Here is a 22,011-nt window from a genome sequence, read left to right as displayed (position 1 = left end):
ATGCCGGCATGAGGCTGGTGCTCACGGCGGACACGCATCTGCCCAAGCGGGCCCGGGACCTCCCGGAGCAGTTGTGGACGGCGATCGAGGCGGCGGACGTCGTGCTGCACGCCGGCGACTGGGTCGACGAGGCGCTGCTCGACGCGATGAGCGCACGGTCGCGGCGGCTCGTCGGCGTGTACGGCAACAACGACGGTCCGGCGCTGCGCGCCAGGCTGCCCGAGGTGGCCCGCGTCGACCTCGACGGGCTACGGGTCGCCGTGGTGCACGAGACGGGCCCGCGCACCGGCCGGGAACAGCGGTGCGCGGCCCGTTTCCCCGACGTCGACGTGCTGGTCTTCGGGCACTCGCACATCCCCTGGGACTCCGTCGCTCCCGGCGGACTGCGCCTGCTGAACCCCGGGTCGCCCACCGACCGCCGATCCCAGCCGCACGCCACCTACCTGGAGGCCGAGACGACCCGGGGCGGCCTCACGCGCGTACGGCTGCACACCCTGCCGCGTCGCTGACCGCCGGGCCTACTGGCCGCGACCCGTCTCGGCCTGGAGCTCGTCGATCCGCTTGGAGGCCTCGGCCTTGGTCAGGTCGTCCGGCAGCGTCGCGTCCGCCTCCCGGGCCAGCGTGGCCAGGTAGGACTCCTGGGCCGCCGTCGGCGGCTCGTCGCCGGTGACCCACTCGTCCGGGTCCTTGATCGCGCCGCGTGGGTCGGCCTGGTCGTTGCTGCTGTCCGTCATCCTCATCACCCTTTCTTCGAACAGGTGTGCCAGTACCCCGATCACCGCCGGTTCATGCCCCTCGGACGACACCTACGATCATCGGATGGACGTGGACCGGTTGGGCGTGGTGGTGGTCGGGGCGGGCATCGCCGGGGTGGCGTGCGCGGTGGAGCTGACGCGCGCCGGGGTGCCGGTGCAGGTACGCGAACGCGGGCACGTCAGCGGCGGCCGGATGGCCAGCAAACGCTTCGACGGCCGCCCCGCCGACACCGGCGCCGCGTACTTCACCGTCAGCGACCCGGACTTCGCCGCCGTGGTCGACGACTGGCGTGCCGCCGGGCTGGTCCGGGAGTGGACCGACACCTTCTGGGCGTACGACACCAGCGGACGTCACGACGTGCCCGGTCCGCTGCGCTACGCCGCTCCACGTGGCCTGCGGTCTCTCGTCGAACACCTGGCCGGCACCGTGCCGGTGACCGTCGACCGGTTGGTGCTCACCGTGGAACCCGGCCCGACTGTCGACGGCCAGCCATGCGAGGCGGTCGCGCTGGCCATGCCGGGACCGCAGGCGGCCCTGCTGCTCGACCCGGCCCTCGCCGACGCCACCCGGGTCGTACAGGCGCAGACCTGGTCGCCGACGCTCTCCGCCGTGCTGCGCTTCGGGTCCCGGCACTGGCCGACCTTCCACGGCGCGTTCGTCAACGACCACCCGGTGCTCAGTCTCGTCTGCGACGACGGCGACCGGCGGGGCGACGACGCGCCGGTGCTGGTCGCGCACACCGTGCCGGAGTTCGCCGCCGGCCACCTGGCCCAGCCCAGCGGTGCCGGGCCCGCGATCGAGCAGGCCGTGCGGGACCTGCTCGGTCTGCCCGAGGAGGCCGCCCACCTGCACGTGCACCGCTGGACGTACGCCACGCCGACCGGCGGGCGCACCGACCACACCCACCACCTCGACGCCGACGGGATCGGCCTGGCCGGCGACGCGTTCGGCAAGCCCCGCGTGCAGAGCGCCTGGCGCTCCGGCCGGGACCTCGGTCGCGCGCTCGCCGCCCGCCTCGGCTGACCGGCCGGCGGCGCTCAGTTGTGCCCGGCGGCGGCGACCGGCTGCGCCGACTCCCGCTCGGACGGGTCCTCGGTCCGCTCGCCCTCGCGGTCCAGCAACTGCATCACCGGGGTCGCCGCCACGCCGTGCACCACCACGGACACGAGCACCACCAGCCCGACGGTGGCCCACAGCAGCTCCGCCTGCGGGAAGTCCGCCTTCGTGGTGGCGTACGCCAGGTAGTAGAACGAGCCCACGCCCCGGATGCCGAACAGCGAGATCACCCAGTGCTCCGCCGGCCGACCCGGCGCGCCGCGCAGCGACAACCAGCCGACGGCCGGCCGGATCAGGAAGACCAGCGCCAGCCCGACAGTCGCCGCCGGCCAGGTCAGCGGGGTGAGCAGGCCGCCCACGATCGCGCCGCCGAGCAGCAGCAGCAGCACCAGGGTGAGCAGCCGCTCGACCTGCTCGGCGAAATCGTGCAGCACCGAGTGGAACTCGTGGGTCCGCTCGGCGGCCCGGATGGCCCGCGCGGCCACGAACACCGCCAGGAAGCCGTACCCGCCGGCCACCTCCACCAGCCCGTACGCGAGGAACGTGGCCGCCAGGGCCAGGAAACCCTCGGCGTGCCGGGCCAGCCGCAACTCGCTGGGCGCCCGGAAGAACAGCTTGCCGAGCAGCCAGCCGATGAGCAGGCCGCCACCCACACCGACGCCGACCTTCCAGAGCACGTCGACGGTGAACCACTCGACCACCCACTCGCGCGGGGCGAGGCTGGTCGAGGCGATGGCGATGGCCGCGTAGACGAACGGGAACGCCAGCCCGTCGTTGAGGCCCGCCTCCGAGGTCAGGGCGAAGCGGACCTCGTCCTCCGAGTCCTCCACATCGGTCGGTTCGCCGACCTGCACATCGGCGGCCAGCACCGGGTCGGTCGGCGCCAGCGCGCCGGCCAGCAGCAGCGCCGCGGCCGGCACCAGGCCGGCCCACCACCAGCCGAGCAGCGCCACCGCCGCGATGCACAGCGGCATCGCGATGGCCAGCAGTCGCCAGGTGGAGGACCACCGGGTCCAGCTCAACGGCCGGTCGATCTTCAACCCCGCGCCCATCAGGGCGACGATCACGCCGATCTCGGTGAGGTGGGTGGTCAGCTCCGGGTGCGCCAGCGGGTCCGGTGTCGGCAGCCCGACCGGCAGGAGGAAGACCAGCATGCCGAGGGCGAGGAACGCGATCGGCATGGACAGCGGGCGGCGCTCCAACACCCGGGGCAGGATGCCCGCGAGCAGCGCGCCCAGACCCACCAGCGCGAACGCCACATCTACCGGCTCCACGAACACCACCCTCTCGCCGCACCCGCGCGGTGCGGGCAGGTGGCCACAGACCATGCCCCGGAAGACTCGCGGCTATGCGTGTACGCCCCGGCGAACCGGAGTGACCGTCACCTCGGCCGGGTGAGGGGGGAATTCGCCAGCTCGGCCAGCAGCGCGGCCGGGTCGTCGTACACGGCCACCGCGCCAGCGCCGGCGAGTTCGCCGCGGCTGGTGCCGCCGCAGGTCAAGCCGACGCACGGGATGTCCAGCTTGCCGGCCGCGGCGACGTCCCAGACCGAGTCGCCGACGAAGACGACCCGCTCGGCGGAGAGCCCCGACTGCTCCAACGCCGCCTCGAGGATGTCCGGCGCCGGCTTGCTCTCCTGCGCGTCCGCCGAGGAGGTGACGGTGTCCACCACGTCGTCCGCCTTCAGGGCCCGTAGCAGCGCGCCGACCTCGTGCTCGGCGGCAGAGGTGGCGAGCACCACCCGCAACCCCTGCTCGGCGCAGGCACGCAGCAGGTCCGCCGCCCGAGGCAGCGGCGTCAGCCGTTCCCAGTACTCCGTGTACAGGGTGTCGTGCGCGTCGCGCAGCTTCGGATCGTCGTCGCGGTCCCGCTCGGGACCGAGCAGGTGATCCAGCAGCTTGTCCGAGCCCATACCGATCGAGCGGTGCACCGTCGCCATCGGCACCGGCCGGTCGACCTGGCGCAGCGCCTCCCACCAGCTCACCGTGTGCAGGTAGGTGGTGTCGACCAGGGTTCCGTCGACGTCGAAGAGCACCCCTTGGGGTTGTTCGTTGGCCATGGGCGCACTCCTACCCGTTCGACGGTCGGCTGATTCGTTCCGGCCGCGAGCGTGGGAGCGATTCAGTGCCCCTCGGCCGGCGGGACGAGGATCTCGAACCAGACCGTCGAGCCGCGCACCGACGGGTCGGTGCCCCAGGCGTCGCTCAGCTCCTCGATCAGGCCCAGCCCGCGCCCGCGACTGCTCAACGTGTCGGTACGCGCCCGGGTCACGGTGCCCCGGGTGCCGGAATCGGCGACCGAGACCAGCAGCCGCTCGGAGCTCAGGTCGATCTCCACCCGGGCGGCCGTGCCGGCGTGCAGCAACGCGTTGGTCGTCAGCTCGCTGGTGCACAGCACCGCCGCCCCGATCACCGACTCGGGCACCTGCCACTCGGTGAGCTGACCGGTCATCCAGTGCCGGACCCGGCTCGGCGCGGTCGGCTCCGCCGGCATCTCCATCGCCGCCGACCGGCTCGGCTTGAGCGCGTGCTCGACCGCCAGCACCGCCACGTCGTCCTCGGTGCCGCCGGCCACCGCCGCGGTCGCCACCGCGCAGAGGGCACGAGGGTCACTGGTGCCGGCCTTGGCCACGGCGTCGCCGAGGGCGTCCATTCCGGCGCTCAAGCTCTGCCTCCGCCGCTCCACCACCCCGTCGCTGAACAGCAGCAGGGTGTCGCCGGGCGAGAACGCGACGGTGACGGTGGTCGGCCGCCCGCCCAGCCCCAGCGGGGGACCGGCCGGTAGGTCCACGTAGTCGGCGTTGCAGCGGCCGTCCGGCGTGCAGCGGCGGATCAACGGAGCGGGGTGACCGGCGCTGGCCAGGGTCAGCTCCTGCCGCTCGGCGTCGATGACCCCGAACGCCACCGTCACGAACAGCTCGTGGGTGCCGGCCTCCACGCCGAGGCTGGTCACCAACCGGTCCAGGCCGGCCAGCACCGCGTCCGGCGCCGGATCGGCAAGAGCCAACGCGCGCAGCGCCGCCCGCACCTGACCCATCCGCGCCGCGGCCTGCACGTCGTGGCCGGCGACGTCGCCGAGCACCACGCCGAGCGCGCCGCTGGGCAGCAGGAACGCGTCGTAGAAGTCGCCGCCCGCCGCGTTGCCGTCCACCCCCGGGTCGTAGCGGGCCGCGATCCGCAGTCGGGGCAGGTCGGGCAGGTGCTCGGGCAGCATGCTGCGTTGCAGCAACTGGGCGGTGCCGTGCTGGGTCTCGAACCGCCGAGCCCGCTCGGCGGCCTGGCCGATCAGCTCCGCCGAGGCGGCCAGCAGCGCCCGTTCGGCCGCCGACCAGGTGTGCGCGACCTGGTAGCCGACCGTCAACCCGCCCCGCACGACCGACGTACCCAGCGGAAGCGACGCCATCGAGCGGATCTTCTGGTCGTGGCGGTCCACGGCGGTCTCGCGCAGCGGTTGGCCGTCGCGGGTGAACAGGGCCTCGCCCGAGCGGGCCGTCAGCGCGACCGGACCCGTCCAGTCGGCGGGCGCCCGCCGCCACAGCGGAGGCAGCCGCTCGTCGGCCTCGTCCATCAGCTCGCCGCGGACCCGGCGCACCATCCGCCAGCCGCCGCCACCCTCGTCGACCACGAACGCGACCCGGTCGGCGTCGAACATGGTGATGGTGTGGCGCAGCGCGACCCGGGCCACGTCGTCGAGGGTGAGGGTGCCGGCCAGCGCGGCGGCCACCTCGCTGAGACTCTGCAACTGCTCGGTGACGTGGGTGGTTTCGGCGGCCACCGTCAGGATTCCGACGATCTGCCCGGTGCTGTCGCGTACGGCCGAGTGACCCCGCGTGAAGACCACCTGCTCGACCACGCCGGAACTGCCCCCGCTCAGGGGGAGCGTCGACTCCTTCTCCAGGAACGGCACACCCTGCCGGTAGGCGCGCTCGATCACGTCACCGAAGCCGGGCAGCGCCCAGACCTCGGCGTGGACCTCGGCGGCCGGTCGACCGAGGGCGCTCGGGTGCTTGCTCCCCAGCAGCTCGGCGTAGCCGTCGTTGTAGAGCAGGACCAGATCGTCGCCGTACGCGAGCGCCATCGGCATCGGCGAGGCGAGGATCAGCTCGACCACGGCCCGGATCGCCGAATCCCACCCCTCGCGCGGGCCGAGCGCGGTGGCGGACCAGTCGTGGGCGAGCACGGCTGCCGCACCGGGCCCGGCGGATAGGCCGGGGACCGGAATTGCTGGCGTGGGGACTCGCCCGACCGTTCCTGGCATGTTCGCAGCCTAGCCGGCCGTCGCTCAGCCGCATCCGATCATGTGCGCGGGTCGCGGGCCGCCCCCGCGCGGTGGCTGTTAGGGCAGGTCAGGGCCCCTGTTAATCGACTTGTCGGAAAAATGGCAGTGAGCCGCACGGACTGCCGTACCGGTGGCCGGGTATGCGCCCGGCGCAGTCCACGCGACAGGAGGGACATCATGCTCAAAACCCTCGCGGTCCGACAGGCCGACATCGGCGATGCCATCGCCGACACCTGGAGGTCGGTGCTGCTCTTCATCCCGAAGGCAGTGGCCTTCATCGTCATCCTCGTGGTCGGCTGGCTCATCGCCAGAGCGGTCCTCAAGATCGTGGATGCGGTGTTGGAACGGGTGCGCTTCGACGAAGCGGTCGAACGCGGAGGCATCAAACGGGCACTCGAGAGAACGAAGTACGACGCCAGCGACATCCTGGCCAGGTTGGCGTACTACGCCGTCCTGCTGTTCACCCTGCAGTTCGCCTTCGGAGTCTGGGGGCCCAACGCGATCAGTGACCTGATCAGCGGCGTGGTGTCCTGGCTGCCGCGCGCGTTCATCGCGATCGTCATCGTGGTGATCGCGGCCGCCATCGCCAACGCCGTCCGCGATCTGGTCACCGGGGCGCTGGGCGGACTCTCGTACGGCAAGGTCCTGGCCGACCTGACGGCGATCTTCATCATCGCGCTCGGCGTGATCGCCGCGCTGAACCAGGTGGGCATCGCCACCACGGTCACCACTCCGGTGCTGATCGCGGTCCTCGCCACGGTCGCCGGCATCCTGATCGTCGGCGTCGGCGGTGGTCTGGTGAAGCCGATGCAGAACCGCTGGGACGGCTGGCTGGACCGGGCCGCCCGAGAGGCCCAGGCGGTGCAGGAGCACCGGCGGGCCAACGCTGCCGGGCGGGGCGACATGCAGCGGCAGATGGCCGACCGCGGCGGCGACCGGACCCAGGCCATGCCCCGGGTCGACGAACAGTCGACGGTGGCCGGTGGACGTGGCACGTACCAGTCCGGTGCGGCCGACGAAACCCAGCAGTACCGCCCGTAGCGGGGCGTGATCGTGCGAGGGGAGGGGTGTCCGCGCTACGCGTGGGCGCCCCTCCCGCGTGTCAGTGACGGTCGAGTGAGCGGGCCAGCGCGCAGACGGCGACCAGTCGGGCGAGCGGCCACTCCGGCGCGCTCCAGTCCACCGGACCCCGTGGCGGCGTCCACCCGTGCTCCAGGGCGGCGGTGCGTACCCCCTCGGCGTAGCCGGCGAGCGTGGCGACGGTCAACGGCCGTCGGTCCCCGTCCAGGCTGTCGCGGACGGCGGCGGCGTGCTGGTCGACCAGCGCCAGCAACCCGGGGCGCGCCGCGGCGGCGGTGAGGCCGGCGGTGCCCACGGAGACGGTGAGGGCGGCCAGGGTGGACCGCGCCGACTCGACGGCGGTCGGGGAGGCGACCCGGGTGAACGGCACACGCATGGTGACCGAGGCTAACCGACAGGTCATCGACCGGCCTCGGCCGCTCGGCGCTTGTGGGGTGTGCCACCGGACGAGTCGGGGCTGGCCGCGAGGGTTGATCCGGCACAGACAGGGCAGGAGACACCCGACGACCCAGGGTGGCACAGAGCACGGGAGCACCGATGGCGCAGCGGGCGGACGGGCCGGACGACCAGCACCGGCGGCCAGCGGGGGTCAGCGACGAGACGGTCGCCGCGCTGGGCAAGCTCAGCGAGGCGTTGGAGTGCGTGGAACGGGCCCGCGGGCACCTGTACTCGCTGCACCAGCTCATCGGGCACGCCGACCTGATGCTCGACGACGCGGTGGAGAAGTTCCGTGCCGCCGGACAGCATCGGATCGCCGAGCGGATCGACACCGAACTGCTGGGCCGCAACGTGATCGCCGGCCGGTGGACGTTCCAGATCGTCGAGGACTTCGACGACGGCTACCACGCGCTGTTCCGGGAGCTGGACCAGCAGGCCCGCGACGAGTTGGTCGGTGGGCGGCGGCACCTGTACGAGGCGGAGATGAAAGAGCGCCGCCGCACTCGGGGCCGGCCGGGACACGAGGCCCGACCGGCCGAGGGGACCGGCTAGTCGCCGGTGGCGTTGGCGGGCCGGCGGCGGGCGGCGTCGTCGGCGATGATCACGGTCGCCACCATCAGCGCGACGCAGACGCTGAACAGCCACGAGTCGTCGGAGACGAGCCGGGCCGACACGGGCGCCTGCAGCGCGGCGAGCAGGAAGCCGAGCCAGGCGAGACGGCGCTGACTCGTGGAGAGGATTCCGGAGCCTTGATGCATCCCGAAATTCTTACGCGAACGAGCCCGTCTGCCGTCCCCCGATCGGCCGATTCTGACTGAGCTGTCCGCTTTCTCGACCATCCGGACACCACTTCTTGTCGCGGCGGGCGGGCAGCCCTCGCCAACGGTAGGGTGCGCTGCGGCAGGATGCTGACCCATGTCCACGTCGCCCGCCCCACCCCGCGCCGCGCTGCTCCTGCTGGCCTACCTCGCGTTCGTCAGCCTCGGCCTGCCGGACGGACTGCTCGGTGTCGGGTGGCCGTCGATCCGGGGAGACTTCGGCGTACCGACCGAGGCCGTCGGGCTGCTGCTCGCCGCGGGCACCGTCGGCTACCTCACCTCCAGCGTGCTGGCCGGGTTCACCCTGGCCCGCCTCGGCGTGGGCGCTCTGCTGGCCGGCAGCACCCTGCTGGCCAGCCTCGCGCTGACCGGGTACGCCCTGAGCCCCGGGCTGGCCGTGATCGTGGGCTGCGCGCTGCTGCTCGGGCTGGGTTCCGGCGCTATCGACTCGGGGCTCAACGCGTACGCCGCCGGCGCGTTCGGCCCGCGACACATGAACTGGCTGCACGCCTTTTTCGGCCTGGGCGTGGCGATCGGTCCGCTGATCATGACGGCGGCGCTGAGCGCGGGGCTGGCCTGGCGGTGGGGGTACGGCATCGTGGCCGCCGCCCAGCTCGCCCTCGCCTCCGCGTTCGCGTTGACGGTACGCGCGTGGCGGCGCAGTGATCCCGCCTCCGGGTCGGTAACGGAGACACCCGAGGCTGTGCCGCCGGTGCGGGTGCCGATCCTGACGACGTTGCGGCTGCCGGTCGTCTGGTCGGGGACCCTGGCCTTCGCGCTGTACGTCGCCATCGAGGTGTCCGCCGGCCTGTGGGCGTTCCTGCTGCTCACCCAGGGGCGCGGCCTGAGCGCCGCGGTGGCCGGCGGCTGCGTCTCCGCGTACTGGGGGAGTCTCTTCGTCGGCCGGGTGGTGCAGGGCGTGGTCGCCGAACGGCTCGGCCCCCGTTTGGTGCTGCGGGTGAGCCTGGCCGGCATGGCCGTCGGCGCCGCACTGGTCGCGGTCCCCGGCTCGGCGGTGCTGGCGGTACTCGGCCTGGTCGTCGTCGGGTTCGCCGCCGCGCCGGTCTTCCCGCTGCTCACCCTCACCACTCCCGAACGGGTCGGGGCGGCGCACGCGGACCGGGCCATCGGGTTGCAGATCGGCGCGGCCGGCCTGGGCGCGGCGCTCGTCCCGGCAGGGCTCGGCGTGCTGATCAGCACGGTGTCGGTGCAGGTGCTCGGTCCGGCCCTGGTGGTGCTCTCGCTGGCGCTGATCGTGCTCTACGAGCTGGGTGCGCGCCGGTCGACCGGGTCCGCCGGCCGGCCCGGTACGCCCGGCGAGGACTACCCGTTGTCCGGGCCGGTCCGACCGGTCGTCGACGGACGGTAGGCGCGCTCGGGGTCGGTCGGCTCCCGCCCTCCCTCGCCACCGCGGTCGGTCGCCGCCGGCCCGTGCCCGAAGGCGGCCTCCTCGCCGGCGTCGTTGCCGGTCACGTCGTCGGCCTGCCCGTCGATGCTGGAGCCCGCCACGGCGCGTTCGAGTTCCTCCAGCGGTAGCCGTTCCTCGTCCCGCCACACCCTGTCGTCCGTCATGACATCAGCGGTACCCGGGCGCGATGACCGCAAACGGGTACCCGACCCCGGAGACGACGATGGCCGCCGGGAACCCCGGCGGCCATCCTCGGTCGGTGCTCAGGATCACGGCTGCGGTCGGTCCACCGAGCCACGCCAGGCGCCGGTCTCCTGACCGCGCCGCTCGATGAACGTCTTGAACCGCTCCAGGTCGCCCTTGGCCCGCCGGTCGACGATGCCGAGCTTGTCGCCGGCCTGCTCGACCACGCCGTGCGGCTCGAACTCGAGCTGGAGGGTGACCCGGGTCTTGCTCTCGTCCAGGCGGTGGAAGGTCACCACACCGGCCTGCTGGGTGCCGCCGGTGGAGCGCCACGCGACCCGCTCGTCGGGCAACTGCTCGGTGATCTCGGCGTCGAACTCGCGCTTCACGCCGGCGATGTCCACCGTCCAGTGGGTCATCGTCTCGGAGAGCTGCCGGACCTCCTGCACACCCTCCATGAACTGCGGGAACTCCTCGAACTGCGTCCACTGGTCGTATGCGGTGCGTACGGGAACGGAAACGTCGACGTGTTCGGTAACGCCACTCATCGGTCAGTCCTCCTTCGGCCGCTGCCTGTCGGATCGGGGGTGATCCCTACCAGCGGGTTGTCTCGTTCTTGTTGCCGAGCGCGGCCCACACCTCGGAGACCGTCTGGTACTCGGTGCCCTCGGGGAGCCGTTCCAGCGCCGCCACGATGTCGTCGGGCGCCTCGTTCTCCCGGGCGCTGGCGATGAGCACCAGTCGGTCGCCGGGCAGCGCGCTCATGGAGATGAACCGGCCGAGCCGGCTGCGCTGCTCGACGTCGGTGGAACTCATCCCCTGCGGGGTGCCGGTGCGCAGATCGCCGGCCGGTGCCGTGGTGGTCTCCGGCTGGTCCTCGCCGGCCGGCTCCGGCACCCGGGACTCGTCGACCCGAGAGCCACCGGTCCCCGGCCCCTGCACGAGGCCGCTGACCTCCTGGCTCATCTGCTCGTCGATCCTCGGTCCGTGCTTGCTGTTGCCACGCTCCATGCCTTCTGCGCTACCCGGCACCCCGCCCGGTAAACCGGCACCCGGTCACGAACCGGCCCCCGGGTCGGACATCCGGGCGGACAACCGGCCGTCAGTCGTCGGCGGCCTTGCGCGGTGGCAGCACCGGACCGTCCGGGTCCTCCGCGCCCGCCTGCAACTGCCGGCCGCGCTGCACCTCGGCGTTGATCTGCACGCCGAGCATCAGGGCGCTGTTCGAGAGGTAGAGCCAGACCAGGAACGCGATGGCCGCGCCCAGGCTGCCGTAGGTCGTCTTGTAGGTCGCGAAGTTCGCGACGTAGAAGCCGAAACCGAAGGACACCACCGCCCAGGAGAGCAGGGCCACCGCGCCACCGGGGGTGAGCCAGCGGAAGCGGGGTTGGCGCACGTTCGGGGCGATCCAGAACAGCAGGGACAGCAGCACCATCATCACCAGGGCGAGCACCGGCCACTTCGCGACGCTCCACACCGTACGAGCCAGGCCACCGGCGTTGATCAGGTCGCCGACCGCGTCGGTGACCGGGCCGCTGACGATCAGCGCGAGGGCGACCACCGCGAGCAGCACCAGCGTCACCGCGGCCAGGCCGATCTGCAACGGCCGCAGCCTCCAGACGGGCCGGCCCTCGTCCACCCCGTAGATGGCGTTCGACGCGCGGGTGAACGCGCCGATGAAACCCGACGCGGACCACAGCGCACCGAGCAGACCGAAGCTCAGCAGCACCTTGGTGTTGCTCTGCTGGAGCACCACCGAGCGGATCACCCCGACCACGCCGCCGTCCTCGTCGGCCACCACCGATCCGGCGCCCACCTGGTTGGCCAGGTCGACCACCGTGTCGAGGGTCCGCTCACCCGACGAGACCAGGCCGACCAGCGCCACCACCACGATGGCGGACGGAAAGAGAGCCAGCACCCCGTAGTAGGTGAGGGCGGCGGCCCAGTCCGAGCAGTTGTCGTTCACGAAGTTCTGCACACTGCGGACCAGCACCCCGCGCCACGTCCGCCAGCTCAGTTGCCGGACCCGGCGGGGCACCCGCGTGCCCTGTCCACCGCCGAGCGTCGTACCGGGCTCCGTGGTCGTCATGCCCGCTCCCTGTGCCCCGGCCACCGGATGACCGGTCGTCCGGTCGGGCCTGGTGCGGCCGGTACCCGGAGCGGGAAATCGACAAACCCGTCCGGTGCCCCGCCGGCGCCGCTAGGGTTTGCCGCCGCGCTCTCCGGGAACGGTCATCGTCACCCTGTCGACACTTCAGGAGGACGACATGCCCGCGCGCGAGGACATGCCCAGCACGCTGCGACGCTCCTCGGACAAGGCGCAGCGCACCTGGGAGAAGACGCACGACTCGGCGGTGGAGACCTACGGCGAGGGCGAGCGGTCGCACCGCACCGCCTTCGCGGCGGTGAAGCACCAGTTCGAGAAGGTGGGCGACCACTGGGAGCCCAAGGGCCGCAAGGGCCCGAGCGACAGCCAGGCCGCCGGCGGTGGCCCGGAGCGACGCGCACCCACCGCCGGTGGGGTGGACGCCAACGCCAGCAAGGACCACCTGATGTCGGTGGCCCGCAAGCTGGACGTGCCGGGCCGGTCGAGCATGACCAAGTCGGAGCTGGTCACGGCCATCGAGAAGGCCAATGACCGGGCGACCCGCAAGGCTCGGGGCGACTGACCCCCGCGTGGCGCGGCACGGGGCGGACGCGCCACCCCTGCGCCCGCCCCGTGCTGTCCGCCGCCGTCCCGCTCGCCGCCGTTCTACTCACCACTGCCCGCCGCCGGGCGCCTCGATGTGCACCGCCTTCGTGGCCGTGAACTCGTCCAGCAGCTCCGGGCCGTAGCCGAAGCCCTGACCGCTGGCCCGACGCGGGTGCGCGGCCCCGCCCGGCGCCCCACCGAACACCGCGTTGATCTTCACGGTGCCCACCGGCAGCTCCCGCCAGGCCCGCTGCGCGTGGCTCATCGACGCGGTCAGCACCGTCGCCGCGAGCCCGTACGGGGAGTCCGCCGCGCAGGTCAGCGCCTCGTCGAAGGAGTCGACCACCACCACCGGGGCGACCGGGCCGAACGTCTCCTCGCGTACCAGTGCCATGTCGTGCCGGCAGTCGGTGACCACGGTGGCCGGGTAGTAGGCCCCCGGTGAGTCCGGCAGCTCGCCGCCGGTGCGTACCCGTGCGCCGGCCGCCACCGCTGCGGTCACCTGCCCGTGCACGTGGTCGCGGTGCCGCCGGTCGACAAGCGGGCCCAGGTCGGTGCCCGGGTCGCGGCCCGGCCCGACCCGCAGCGCGTCGGCCCGCCGCACCAGCGCCGCCACGAAGTCGTCGGCGACGTCGCGGTGTACGTAGATCCGCTCCACCGCGACGCAGATCTGCCCGGCGTTGGCGAACGCGCCGAGCGCGGCCTGTTCCGCCGCCCATCCGGGGTCGACACCCGCGTCGACGACCAGCGGGTCGCTGCCGCCGTTCTCCAGCAGCACCTTCGCGCCGGTACGGGCAGCGGCGGCGGCGATCTTGCGCCCGGTGGCGGTGGACCCGACGTGCGCGACCACGTCCACGTCCTGTGCGGCCAGCGCCGCGCCGACCTCCGGGCCTCCGGTGAGCAGGGACAGCACGCCGGCCGGTAGGGCCTCGTCCAGGGCCCGGGCCAACAGCCAGCCCGTCCCCGGCGTCCGCTCGCTCGGCTTGTAGAGCACCACGTTGCCGGTGACCAGGGCCGCGCCGAGCAGCCCGCACGACACCGCCACCGGGTCGTTCCAGGGGGTGATCGCGGCGACCACGCCGCGCGGCTGCGGAGTCATGAAGTCCACCGCGTCGGTAGCCCCGTGCAGCGTCCGCCCGCCGCGCAGTGGCGCGAGTTCCGCGTACTGTCGCAGGGTGCCGATGCCCGCCTCGACGCCGCCGCGGGCGTCCGCGAGGGGCTTGCCCATCTCCGCGGTCACCGCCGCGGTCAGCTCGTCCATGGCCGCCGCGACCGCGTCCGCGGCCCGGTGCAGCGCGGCCGCCCGCTCGGCCGGCGCGGTCGCCGCCCACTCGTCGGCCGCCTCCCGCGCGGCCTGGGCCGCCTTACCGACCTCGTCGGCCGTGGCGATGGGCGCCGAGGTCACCGGTTCCCCGTCCGCCGGATCGTGCACGACCAGCTCGCCGCCGGCCCCGCCCGCGCCCCACACCCCGCCCACCAGCTGCGCAACCGTGTACATGCGGCGCTGGATGCCCGAGCCCCGGCGAGACAAACGCGTTTCGCCCGGTTCCGCGCCGGGTAGGCGGATCGGGTGACTACCACCGGCGCGGAGAGCGCGGACGCCGTCGTCGTCGGCGCCGGACACAACGGCCTGGTCGCGGCGAACCTCCTGGCCGACGCCGGGTGGGACGTGGTCGTGCTGGAGGCGACCGCCGTGCCCGGCGGCGCGGTCCAGTCGGCCGAGGTGACCGCGCCGGGCTATCTGAGCGACCTCTACAGCTCGTTCTACCCCCTCGGGTACGCCTCGCCGGTGCTCGACGGTCTCGACCTGGGCCGCTACGGACTGTCCTGGCGGCACGCGCCGGACGTGCTGGCACACCTGTTGCCCGACGGCCGGGCCGCGGTGATCAACCGGGACCCGGACGCCACGGCCGCCTCGTTGGAGCAGTTCGCCCCCGGCGACGGAAAGCGCTGGCTGAACGCGTACACCGACTGGCTCGACGTGGCCGAGCCGATGCTGACCACGATCACCACTCCGTTCCCGCCGGTACGCGGCGGGCTGGGCCTGCTACGCCGGCTGCGGGTCGCCGGAGCGCTGCGGCTCGCCCGCCGACTCGTGGTGCCCGTACGCAAGCTGGGCGACGAGCTGTTCGACGGGGCGGGTGGGCCGGCGCTGCTCGCCGGGTGCGCCCTGCACACCGACCTGTCCCCCGAGGAGGCCGGCTCCGGCGTGTACGGCTGGCTGCTGGCCATGCTCGGCCAACAGGTCGGCTGGCCGGTGCCCGACGGCGGCGCACGGCGGATCACCGACGCGCTGGTGGACCGTCTCGCCGAACGCGGTGGTCGCATCCTGTACGGCGCGCGGGTCGACCGGGTGCTCACCGCGCGCGGCCGGGCGGTGGGCGTACGCACCGAGGGCGGCACGCTGTGGCGGGCCCGGCGGGCCGTCCTCGCCGACGTGCCGGCGCCGGCGCTCTACCTCGACCTCGTCGGTGCGGCGGCCCTGCCGTCGCGGCTGGTCGAGGACCTGGCGCACTTCCGGTGGGACGGCTCGACGCTGAAGGTCGACTGGGCGCTCTCCGCCCCGGTCCCGTGGACCAACCGGGCGGTCGCCGGTGCGGGGACGGTGCACCTCGGCGCGGACCTCGACGGGCTGACCCGCTATGCCGGCGAGCTGGCCCGCGGCGAACTGCCCCGCGACCCGTTCCTGCTGGTCGGGCAGATGTCCGTGGCAGACCCCAGCCACTCACCGCCGGGCACCGAGTCGCTCTGGTCGTACACCCACCTGCCGTTCCGGCAGAACTGGCGAACCGAGGACATCGCCGGGCACGTGCAGCGCATGGAGGACGTGCTCGAAGCGGCGGCCCCGGGCTTTCGGCAGCTCATCGTGGGTCGGCACGTGGCCGGGCCCGCCGACCTGGAGAAGGGCGACCCGAGCCTGGTCGGTGGCGCGTTGGGTGGAGGCACCGCCGCCGCGTACCAACAGTTGTTCCTGCGCCCGATTCCCGGCCTGGGCCGGGCGGACACCCCGGTGGACCGGCTCTTCCTGGCCAGTTCCTCGGCGCACCCGGGCGGTGGGGTGCACGGCGCGCCGGGCGCCAACGCGGCCCGCGCGGCCCTGGCCCGCGACCGCGCCCTGACCGGGCGCGCCTACGCGGCGGCGATCTCCACCGCCCATCGAGCGGTCTACCCCCCGACCTGACGCGGTGACCAAGAGGTTCGCGTCACCGGCGAGCCGGAATCTGACGCGAACCTCTTGATCAATGCTGGGAAGAGCCGTCAGGACGTGATGTTGCGGTGCTTGCTGCGCAGGCGGAACGGCATCAGCGCGCTCTCGACCTTGGTCGCGGTGGTCATCTTGGAGACGCCGTCACGCCGCTCCTCGAAGCGGATCGGCACCTCCAGGATCGTGTGCCCGAGCTTGGTGGCCAGGTAGTGCATCTCCACCTGGAAGCTGTAGCCGTTGGACTGCACCCGGTGCAGGCCGATGTCCTTCAGCGCGTCCGCCCGCCAGATCTTGAAGCCGGCGGTCAGGTCACGGATGCGCACCCGCAGCAGCGTGTGCACGTAGAGGTTCGCCCAGCCGCTGAGCGCCCGGCGGTACAGCGGCCAGTTCTCGTCCAGCTCGCCACCCGGCACGTACCGGGAACCGATCACCACGCCGGCCTGGGTGGAGAGCAGCGCGCCCAGCATCCCCGGCAGCGCCTCCGGCGGGTGCGACAGGTCGGCGTCCATCTGGGCCACGAACTCGGCCCCGCCCTCGATCGCCCGGGTCATGCCGTCGACGTACGCCCGGCCCAGGCCCTCCTTGCCGGCCCGGTGCATCACCTCGATCCGCTCCGGGTACTCGATGGCCAGCTTGTCGGCCACCTCCCCGGTGCCGTCGGGGGAGTTGTCGTCGGCGACGAGGATGCGCAGTCCCGGCAGCGGCAGCGCGAGCAGCCGCTCGACCAGCGCCGGCAGGTTGCCCGCCTCGTTGTAGGTGGGTACGACGACTGTCAGGTGTGCGTCTCGCCACGGCGACGGCAGCTGGACGGGCTCGATCATGTCGGACATCCTCGGTTTGCGGACACGGCTACCCCAGAGGGTAGCCAGTTGCCCGACCCGGATTGAAAAGGCTCCCCGTCGGTCGGACCGCCCGCAGGTGGCGACGCGCTCAGCGCAGGCGGCGGGCCACCACCGTCCGCGTCACCTCGGACCCCTCTGTCGTGTGGCGATGTCGGAGAGGCGAGCCAGCGTCTCCCGGTTCCGCAGGTGCAGCACGAGGTCGTTGGCCTTGTTCCGGACCCAGCGCAGCGGGCCGGCCGCGAAGTCCTCACCGATACGGACGCGGGTGGCGCCCTCGTCGACGGCCTCCAGGGTGAACGCCACGATCGCCTCGCCGGCCGGCCACAGACCGGCGCGCAGCACCAGCCGGTGCGGCGGCTCGCAGACCAGCACGGTCGAGGCGTCCTGCAACGAGAACGGCCACGGCCCGGCCCGGTGGTGCAACTGGCTGCCCACGCGCGGCCAGGCGTCGTCCACGTCGCGCACGTGCGCCGTCCCGACCACCCAGTCGCTGTACGTCCACCCGTCGGCCAGGACGTCGAACACCTGCTGCGGGGGAGCGTCGATCACTTTCTCCACTATCGCCACTGGACTCCCATACCCGCGCCGCGACGGCGGCTAACGGACCGGCGGGTTAGCTTCTCCGAGGCGGTGGGTAAGGCGACCCGGGGCACCGCCGGCGGCGTTGGCCCACGGCGCTGACGACGACGTTTACTCCTTCGGGCGCCGGGAACCCGCCGGCTGTGCGACAGGACCAGGAGGATCCGTATCAGCGCAGGTCAGCCCGGGTGTACGCCGGTGCTGGCCGGGGTGGTCGCGGATCCGACGCAGGCGTCCTGTACGACGCGGTCCTGCTCGACCGCGACGGCACCCTGATCGAGGACGTGCCGTACAACGGCGACCCGGAGAAGGTACGCCCGCTGCCGGGGGCGCGGGCGGCGCTGGACCGGTTGCGGGCTGCCGGCCTGCGCCTGGCGGTGGTGACCAACCAGTCGGGCCTGGCCCGGGGCTACTTCGACGAGGAGCAGATGCGGGCGGTGCACGCCCGCGTCGAGGAGCTGCTGGGCGGCTTCGACGCCTGGCTGGTCTGCCCGCACGACGACGCCGACGGCTGCGACTGCCGTAAGCCGGCGCCCGGTCTGGTGCACGCTGCCGCCCGGGAGCTGGGCACGAGTGCGTCGCGCTGCGTGCTGGTGGGTGACATCGGCCGTGACGTGGGCGCGGCGCTGGCCGCCGGCGCGGCCGGGGTGCTGGTGCCCACCCCCGTGACGCGGCCGGAGGAGATCGCCGCCGCCGGCTGGGTGGCGACCGACCTCCCGTCCGCGGTGGACGAGATCCTGCGCCGTCAGCGGGCCGTGCGGCCCGCGCGGACCGCCGACAAGGTGGGTACGGCGCTGGTGGTGCGCTCCGACTCGGCCGGGGACGTGCTCGTCACCGGGCCCGCGATCCGCGCGGTCGCGGCCGGCGCGCAGCGGGTGGTGCTGCTCTGCGGCCCCCGTGGACGTGCCGCCGCCGAGCTGTTGCCCGGCGTCGACGAGATCATCGAACACCCGCTGCCGTGGATCGATCCCGCTCCCGCACCGGTCGACCCCGACGCCATGCGCCGCCTGACCGCCCGCCTCTGGGCCGTCGGCGCGGACGAGGCGGTGGTGTTCACCTCGTTCCACCAGTCCGCGCTGCCGCTGGCGCTGCTGCTGCGCATGGCCGGGATCACCCGGATCGCCGCGATCAGCGACGACTACCCGGGCGCGCTTGTGGACATCCGCCACCGGGTGCCGGTGGGCGTTCCCGAACCCGAGCGCGCGCTCTCCCTCGCCGCCGCGGCCGGCTACCGGTTGCCCGCCGGCGACGAACCCGTGCTGCGGCTCCGCGACGACGCCGTGGCGCCCCGCCCCGCCGCCGTCGGTGACCCCGGCTACGTGGTGCTGCATCCCGGCTCGGCCGCGTCGAGCCGGGCCTGTCCGACCGAGCTGGCGGCGCGGATCGCCGCCGCGTTGACGGCGGCCGGGCACCGGGTGCTGGTCACCGGCGGACCCGACGAGCGCACGGTCACCGCCCGGGTCGCGGCGGCGGGCGGCACCGACCTGGGCGGTACGACCGACCTGGCCGGACTGGCCGCGCTCGTCGCCGACGCCGCCGCCGTGGTGGTCGGGAACACCGGACCCGCGCACCTGGCCGCCGCGGCCGGTGTGCCGGTCGTGAGCCTGTTCGCGCCGACCGTCCCCTTCGGGCAGTGGGGGCCCTACCGGGTGCCCACGGTCCGGCTCGGCGACGCGAACGCGCCCTGCCGCGACACCCGGGCGGCGGCCTGCCCGATCCCGGGGCACCCGTGCCTGAGCGGCGTCGACCCGGCCGAGGTGGTCGAGGCGGTACGGACGCTGACAGCCAGCGGCGGTGGCATCCGATGAACATCCTGCTCTGGCACGTGCACGGCTCCTGGACCACGTCCTTCGTGCACGGCAGTCACCGCTACCTGATTCCCACCACACCCGACCGGGGTCCGTACGGCCTCGGCCGCGCCCGCACCTATCCGTGGCCGGACAGCGCCGTCGAGGTGGCCCCCGACGACCTGCCCGGCACCGACGTCGATCTGGTCGTGCTGCAACGCCCGGAGGAGATCGACCTGGCCGAGCAGTGGCTGGGACGGCGTCCCGGGCGCGACGTGCCCGCCATCTACGTCGAGCACAACACTCCCAAGGGCGACGTCCCGAACACCCGACACCCGATGGCCGACCGCGGTGACCTGCTCGTCGCCCACGTCACCGGGTTCAACCAGATCTTCTGGGACACCGGCGCGACCCGTACCAGGGTCATCGACCACGGCATCGTCGCGCCGGCCTTGTCGTACACGGGTGAACTGGACCGGCTCGCCGTCGTGATCAACGAGCCGGTGCGGCGGGGACGGGTCACCGGCACGGACCTGCTGCCCGAGTTCGCCGCGATCGCGCCCCTGGACGTGTTCGGCATGGGCGTCGCGGGCCTCGCCGACCACCTCGGACTGCCCGCCGACCGGCTCACCAGCCACGACGACGTGCCCCAGGAGCGGATGCACGCCGAACTGGCCCGTCGGCGGGCGTACCTGCACCTGTGCCGCTGGACCAGCCTCGGGCTCAGCCTCATCGAGGCGATGGCGATCGGCATGCCGGTCGTCGCGCTCGCCACCACCGAGGCGGTCACCGCCGTGCCTCCGGAGGCGGGCGCCCTCGCCACCCGGATGGACGTCCTGCTCGACGCCGCCCGCCGGTTCATCGCCGAGCCGGCGGCCGCGCGTCAGGCCGGCGTGGCAGCCCAGGCCGCCGCGCGCGACAGATACGGCCTCGACCGTTTCCTCGCTGACTGGGACCGGCTGCTGGAGGAGGAAGTATGCGGATCGCGATGATCTCGGAGCACGCCAGCCCGCTCGCCATCCTCGGAGGCGAGGACGCCGGCGGCCAGAACACCCACGTGGCCGAGCTGTCCGCCGCGCTCGTCGCCGCCGGGCACGAGGTACGGGTGTACACCCGCCGGGACGCCCTCGACCTGCCGGTGACCGTTCGGGCCCCGGACGGGTACGACGTGGTGCACGTGCCGGCCGGTCCGGCCGAGCCGGTGGCGAAGGACGCGCTGCTGCCGCACATGCGCGAGTTCAGCCGGTGGCTCGTCGAGCGGTGGCGGGGTGGGGACTGGACGCCCGAGGTGATCCACGCGCACTTCTGGATGAGTGGCCTGGCCGCGTTGACCGCCGGTCGACAGACCGGCGTGCCGGTGGTCCAGACGTACCACGCGCTGGGCACGGTGAAACGCCGCTACCAGGGCGTGCAGGACACCAGCCCGGCCCGGCGCATCGCCTACGAGCGGGAGCTGGGCCGCTCGGTGGACCGGGTGGTCGCCCAGTGCCGCGACGAGGTCGGCGAGCTGGTCCGGATGGGGGTGCCCCGGTCCCGGATGACTGTCGTGCCTTCCGGCGTCAACCTCTCGTCGTTCGCCCCGCTGGGGCCGGTCGCCGACCGGGAGCCGGGTCGCGCCCGCATCCTCACCGTGGGCCGGCTGGTCGAGCGCAAGGGCTTCCAGACGGTCGTCCGCGCGATGGCGCTGGTTCCCGACGCCGATTGTGTCGTGGTGGGCGGGCCACCCGAAGGGCTGCTGGAGACCGACCCGTACGCCCGGCGGCTGCGGGCTCTCGCCGAGTCGTGCGGGGTCGCCGACCGGGTGCACCTGGTCGGCGCGGTACCCCGCGAGGAGATGGGCCGCTGGTACCGCTCGGCCGACCTGCTGGTCGCCGCCCCCTGGTACGAGCCGTTCGGGTTGACCCCGCTGGAGGCGATGGCGTGCGGCGTGCCGGTCGTCGGCACCGCCGTGGGCGGTATCCGCGACACCGTCGTCGACGGCACGACAGGTGACCTCGTGCCGGCCCGCGACCCCAACGCCCTCGCCGCCGCGATCCGAGGGCTGCTCGACGACCGCATCCGCCGCTTCCGGTACGCCACGGCGGCCCGCGAGCGGGCCCGGTCGCGCTACTCGTGGCAGGTCACCGCCGAACGCCTCACCGAGGTCTACAACGAGGTCGCCGCCGTACGCCGGCCGACCCGGGTGGTGGCCTGATGCCGGCGGTCAGCCCGCTCGAGGAGCACCTGACCAACCTCGCCGCGGCACTGGGCCCGTACCGCCGGTGTGAGCCGCAGTTGGCGCGTTGGGGCGCTCTCCTGGCGCACCGGCTGGCCGGCGGCGGACGGCTGCTGGTCGCCGGCAACGGCGGCAGCGCCGCCGAGGCCCAGCACCTCACGGCCGAGCTGGTGGGCAAGCTGCACGACGACCGCCAACCGCTGTCGGCGATCGCCCTGCACGCCGAGACCAGCGCCGTGACGGCCATCGCCAACGACTACGGCTACGCCGACGTCTACGCCCGTCAGGTGCGGGCCCACGGCCGACCCGGCGACGTGCTGCTGCTGCTCAGCACCAGCGGCGCCAGCGACAACCTGATCACCGCCGCGCACGCCGCGCACGACGCCGGCCTGACCACCTGGGCGCTCACCGGACCCGCGCCCAACCCCCTCGCGGACGCCTGCGACGAGGCGCTCACCGTGTCGTCGGCCGACACGCAGGTCGTCCAGGAGCTGCATCTCGTCACCAGTCATCTGATCTGCGAGTACCTCGAGAAGGAACTGCCCGTGGCGCTGGCCGCCGCCGAGCCCGCGACGGCCGGTCGGCTCGCGTCCGAGCCGGTACGCACCGGGGTCGAGGTGGTGCTCGACGGCCCGGCCGCACAGCAGATCGACGCGTGAGGATGAGGAGGAAAG

Annotated in this window: 24 protein-coding genes; 11 read left to right on the top strand and 13 right to left on the bottom strand. The window is 73.4% G+C overall.

The window, feature by feature from the left end; translation table 11 throughout:
- The first annotated feature begins 8 nt into the window (after positions 1-8).
- Positions 9-509: a metallophosphoesterase gene (locus tag ABZV06_RS04115; RefSeq protein WP_355618472.1), complete on the top strand. Its 501-nt coding sequence runs from the start codon at positions 9-11 to the stop codon at positions 507-509.
- 9 nt (positions 510-518) lie between these two features.
- On the opposite strand, the gene ABZV06_RS04110 is transcribed toward ABZV06_RS04115, so the two are convergent.
- Positions 519-734 (bottom strand): DUF3072 domain-containing protein, encoded by a 216-nt coding sequence (locus tag ABZV06_RS04110; protein ID WP_355237769.1) that lies wholly within the window; start codon positions 732-734, stop codon positions 519-521.
- 106 nt (positions 735-840) lie between these two features.
- Here ABZV06_RS04110 and ABZV06_RS04105 point away from each other — a divergent pair, with 106 nt between their 5' ends.
- Positions 841-1,779 (top strand): FAD-dependent oxidoreductase, encoded by a 939-nt coding sequence (locus ABZV06_RS04105; protein ID WP_355238277.1) that lies wholly within the window; start codon positions 841-843, stop codon positions 1,777-1,779.
- 14 nt (positions 1,780-1,793) lie between these two features.
- Here the strand turns inward: ABZV06_RS04105 and ABZV06_RS04100 are convergent, their stop codons facing one another.
- From ABZV06_RS04100 to ABZV06_RS04090, 3 genes are all read right to left on the bottom strand, one after another.
- The gene (locus ABZV06_RS04100) at positions 1,794-3,086 is read right to left on the bottom strand and encodes a cation:proton antiporter (protein ID WP_355618469.1); all 1,293 of its coding nucleotides are present in this window, start codon (positions 3,084-3,086) and stop codon (positions 1,794-1,796) included.
- Between the two features lie 107 nt (positions 3,087-3,193).
- Entirely contained in the window at positions 3,194-3,871 is a 678-nt protein-coding gene (locus ABZV06_RS04095; RefSeq protein WP_355618467.1) for an HAD family hydrolase, read from the bottom strand.
- A 62-nt stretch (positions 3,872-3,933) separates the two neighbouring features.
- Positions 3,934-6,069, bottom strand: a complete 2,136-nt coding sequence (locus tag ABZV06_RS04090) for a SpoIIE family protein phosphatase (protein ID WP_355618464.1) — start codon at positions 6,067-6,069, stop codon at positions 3,934-3,936.
- Between the two features lie 198 nt (positions 6,070-6,267).
- Between ABZV06_RS04090 and ABZV06_RS04085 the strand changes: the two genes are divergently transcribed.
- Positions 6,268-7,131 (top strand): hypothetical protein, encoded by an 864-nt coding sequence (locus ABZV06_RS04085; protein WP_355237757.1) that lies wholly within the window; start codon positions 6,268-6,270, stop codon positions 7,129-7,131.
- Between the two features lie 61 nt (positions 7,132-7,192).
- Here ABZV06_RS04085 and ABZV06_RS04080 read toward each other — a convergent pair whose 3' ends face one another.
- Entirely contained in the window at positions 7,193-7,546 is a 354-nt protein-coding gene (locus ABZV06_RS04080; protein ID WP_355618461.1) for a DUF6401 family natural product biosynthesis protein, read from the bottom strand.
- A gap of 161 nt (positions 7,547-7,707) precedes the next feature.
- Between ABZV06_RS04080 and ABZV06_RS04075 the strand changes: the two genes are divergently transcribed.
- Entirely contained in the window at positions 7,708-8,160 is a 453-nt protein-coding gene (locus tag ABZV06_RS04075) for a hypothetical protein (protein WP_355237752.1), read from the top strand.
- On the opposite strand, the gene ABZV06_RS04070 is transcribed toward ABZV06_RS04075, so the two are convergent.
- On the bottom strand, positions 8,157-8,366 hold the full coding sequence (locus ABZV06_RS04070) for a hypothetical protein (protein ID WP_355237748.1): 210 nt from the start codon (positions 8,364-8,366) through the stop codon (positions 8,157-8,159). The two genes, ABZV06_RS04075 and ABZV06_RS04070, sit on opposite strands and share 4 nt — an antisense overlap.
- Before the next feature lie 157 nt (positions 8,367-8,523).
- On the opposite strand from ABZV06_RS04070, the gene ABZV06_RS04065 reads away from it, so the two are divergent.
- Positions 8,524-9,795, top strand: coding sequence for an MFS transporter (locus ABZV06_RS04065; protein ID WP_355618458.1), 1,272 nt, complete (start codon positions 8,524-8,526; stop codon positions 9,793-9,795).
- Here the strand turns inward: ABZV06_RS04065 and ABZV06_RS04060 are convergent.
- The 4 genes from ABZV06_RS04060 to ABZV06_RS04045 form a co-directional block, all read right to left on the bottom strand.
- Positions 9,750-9,998, bottom strand: coding sequence for a hypothetical protein (locus ABZV06_RS04060; protein WP_355237742.1), 249 nt, complete (start codon positions 9,996-9,998; stop codon positions 9,750-9,752). The two genes, ABZV06_RS04065 and ABZV06_RS04060, sit on opposite strands and share 46 nt — an antisense overlap.
- 105 nt (positions 9,999-10,103) lie before the next feature.
- Positions 10,104-10,565, bottom strand: a complete 462-nt coding sequence (locus ABZV06_RS04055) for an SRPBCC family protein (protein WP_355237739.1) — start codon at positions 10,563-10,565, stop codon at positions 10,104-10,106.
- A gap of 46 nt (positions 10,566-10,611) precedes the next feature.
- Entirely contained in the window at positions 10,612-11,028 is a 417-nt protein-coding gene (locus ABZV06_RS04050) for a DUF2795 domain-containing protein (protein ID WP_354860120.1), read from the bottom strand.
- A gap of 91 nt (positions 11,029-11,119) precedes the next feature.
- A complete protein-coding gene (locus ABZV06_RS04045) occupies positions 11,120-12,106 on the bottom strand; it encodes a YihY/virulence factor BrkB family protein (RefSeq protein ID WP_355237736.1) in 987 nt (328 codons plus the stop codon).
- A gap of 178 nt (positions 12,107-12,284) precedes the next feature.
- On the opposite strand from ABZV06_RS04045, the gene ABZV06_RS04040 reads away from it, so the two are divergent.
- Positions 12,285-12,686, top strand: coding sequence for a ChaB family protein (locus ABZV06_RS04040; protein ID WP_355237733.1), 402 nt, complete (start codon positions 12,285-12,287; stop codon positions 12,684-12,686).
- A gap of 87 nt (positions 12,687-12,773) precedes the next feature.
- Here the strand turns inward: ABZV06_RS04040 and ABZV06_RS04035 are convergent, their stop codons facing one another.
- Positions 12,774-14,207, bottom strand: a complete 1,434-nt coding sequence (locus tag ABZV06_RS04035; RefSeq protein ID WP_355618455.1) for an aldehyde dehydrogenase family protein — start codon at positions 14,205-14,207, stop codon at positions 12,774-12,776.
- Positions 14,208-14,279: 72 nt separating this feature from the next.
- Between ABZV06_RS04035 and ABZV06_RS04030 the strand changes: the two genes are divergently transcribed.
- Positions 14,280-15,890: an NAD(P)/FAD-dependent oxidoreductase gene (locus ABZV06_RS04030; RefSeq protein ID WP_355618452.1), complete on the top strand. Its 1,611-nt coding sequence runs from the start codon at positions 14,280-14,282 to the stop codon at positions 15,888-15,890.
- Positions 15,891-15,967: 77 nt separating this feature from the next.
- On the opposite strand, the gene ABZV06_RS04025 is transcribed toward ABZV06_RS04030, so the two are convergent.
- Together ABZV06_RS04025 and ABZV06_RS04020 are read right to left on the bottom strand one after the other, a co-directional pair.
- Complete coding sequence (locus ABZV06_RS04025; RefSeq protein ID WP_355237724.1) at positions 15,968-16,735, bottom strand: polyprenol monophosphomannose synthase; 768 nt, start codon at positions 16,733-16,735, stop codon at positions 15,968-15,970.
- Between the two features lie 141 nt (positions 16,736-16,876).
- On the bottom strand, positions 16,877-17,323 hold the full coding sequence (locus ABZV06_RS04020) for an SRPBCC family protein (protein WP_355618449.1): 447 nt from the start codon (positions 17,321-17,323) through the stop codon (positions 16,877-16,879).
- Between the two features lie 155 nt (positions 17,324-17,478).
- Between ABZV06_RS04020 and ABZV06_RS04015 the strand changes: the two genes are divergently transcribed.
- The 4 genes from ABZV06_RS04015 to ABZV06_RS04000 are packed head-to-tail and all read left to right on the top strand — an operon-like array spanning position 17,479 to position 21,996.
- A complete protein-coding gene (locus ABZV06_RS04015; protein WP_355618446.1) occupies positions 17,479-19,143 on the top strand; it encodes an HAD-IIIA family hydrolase in 1,665 nt (554 codons plus the stop codon).
- Positions 19,140-20,114 carry a glycosyltransferase gene (locus ABZV06_RS04010; RefSeq protein WP_355618443.1) on the top strand — a complete coding sequence of 325 codons (975 nt, stop codon included), beginning with the start codon at positions 19,140-19,142 and terminating at the stop codon, positions 20,112-20,114. The genes ABZV06_RS04015 and ABZV06_RS04010 overlap by 4 nt, the downstream gene beginning before the upstream one ends.
- Positions 20,099-21,316 (top strand): glycosyltransferase, encoded by a 1,218-nt coding sequence (locus ABZV06_RS04005; RefSeq protein WP_355237712.1) that lies wholly within the window; start codon positions 20,099-20,101, stop codon positions 21,314-21,316. Before ABZV06_RS04010 ends, ABZV06_RS04005 begins: the two co-directional genes overlap by 16 nt.
- A complete protein-coding gene (locus ABZV06_RS04000; RefSeq protein ID WP_355618698.1) occupies positions 21,313-21,996 on the top strand; it encodes an SIS domain-containing protein in 684 nt (227 codons plus the stop codon). Before ABZV06_RS04005 ends, ABZV06_RS04000 begins: the two co-directional genes overlap by 4 nt.
- The last annotated feature ends 15 nt before the right edge of the window (positions 21,997-22,011 follow it).

The sequence above is a fragment of the Micromonospora sp. NPDC005172 genome (genome assembly GCF_040608555.1).
Taxonomy (GTDB): Bacteria; Actinomycetota; Actinomycetes; order Mycobacteriales; family Micromonosporaceae; genus Micromonospora.
The sequence above is the reverse complement of the archived record's forward strand: the minus strand, read 5'-3'. Positions and strand labels throughout refer to the sequence as shown.

Excerpts from the sequence above, each read along its gene's own strand:
- ABZV06_RS04115 (WP_355618472.1), top strand. The coding sequence starts at position 9 with ATGAGGCTGGTGCTCACGGCGGACACGCATCTGCCCAAGCGGGCCCGG.
- ABZV06_RS04110 (WP_355237769.1), bottom strand. The coding sequence starts at position 734 with ATGACGGACAGCAGCAACGACCAGGCCGACCCACGCGGCGCGATCAAG.
- ABZV06_RS04095 (WP_355618467.1), bottom strand. The coding sequence starts at position 3,871 with ATGGCCAACGAACAACCCCAAGGGGTGCTCTTCGACGTCGACGGAACC.
- ABZV06_RS04090 (WP_355618464.1), bottom strand. The coding sequence starts at position 6,069 with ATGCCAGGAACGGTCGGGCGAGTCCCCACGCCAGCAATTCCGGTCCCC.
- ABZV06_RS04085 (WP_355237757.1), top strand. The coding sequence starts at position 6,268 with ATGCTCAAAACCCTCGCGGTCCGACAGGCCGACATCGGCGATGCCATC.
- ABZV06_RS04080 (WP_355618461.1), bottom strand. The coding sequence starts at position 7,546 with ATGCGTGTGCCGTTCACCCGGGTCGCCTCCCCGACCGCCGTCGAGTCG.
- ABZV06_RS04075 (WP_355237752.1), top strand. The coding sequence starts at position 7,708 with ATGGCGCAGCGGGCGGACGGGCCGGACGACCAGCACCGGCGGCCAGCG.
- ABZV06_RS04070 (WP_355237748.1), bottom strand. The coding sequence starts at position 8,366 with ATGCATCAAGGCTCCGGAATCCTCTCCACGAGTCAGCGCCGTCTCGCC.
- ABZV06_RS04065 (WP_355618458.1), top strand. The coding sequence starts at position 8,524 with ATGTCCACGTCGCCCGCCCCACCCCGCGCCGCGCTGCTCCTGCTGGCC.
- ABZV06_RS04060 (WP_355237742.1), bottom strand. The coding sequence starts at position 9,998 with ATGACGGACGACAGGGTGTGGCGGGACGAGGAACGGCTACCGCTGGAG.
- ABZV06_RS04055 (WP_355237739.1), bottom strand. The coding sequence starts at position 10,565 with ATGAGTGGCGTTACCGAACACGTCGACGTTTCCGTTCCCGTACGCACC.
- ABZV06_RS04050 (WP_354860120.1), bottom strand. The coding sequence starts at position 11,028 with ATGGAGCGTGGCAACAGCAAGCACGGACCGAGGATCGACGAGCAGATG.
- ABZV06_RS04045 (WP_355237736.1), bottom strand. The coding sequence starts at position 12,106 with ATGACGACCACGGAGCCCGGTACGACGCTCGGCGGTGGACAGGGCACG.
- ABZV06_RS04040 (WP_355237733.1), top strand. The coding sequence starts at position 12,285 with ATGCCCGCGCGCGAGGACATGCCCAGCACGCTGCGACGCTCCTCGGAC.
- ABZV06_RS04035 (WP_355618455.1), bottom strand. The coding sequence starts at position 14,207 with ATGTACACGGTTGCGCAGCTGGTGGGCGGGGTGTGGGGCGCGGGCGGG.
- ABZV06_RS04025 (WP_355237724.1), bottom strand. The coding sequence starts at position 16,735 with ATGATCGAGCCCGTCCAGCTGCCGTCGCCGTGGCGAGACGCACACCTG.
- ABZV06_RS04010 (WP_355618443.1), top strand. The coding sequence starts at position 19,140 with ATGAACATCCTGCTCTGGCACGTGCACGGCTCCTGGACCACGTCCTTC.
- ABZV06_RS04005 (WP_355237712.1), top strand. The coding sequence starts at position 20,099 with ATGCGGATCGCGATGATCTCGGAGCACGCCAGCCCGCTCGCCATCCTC.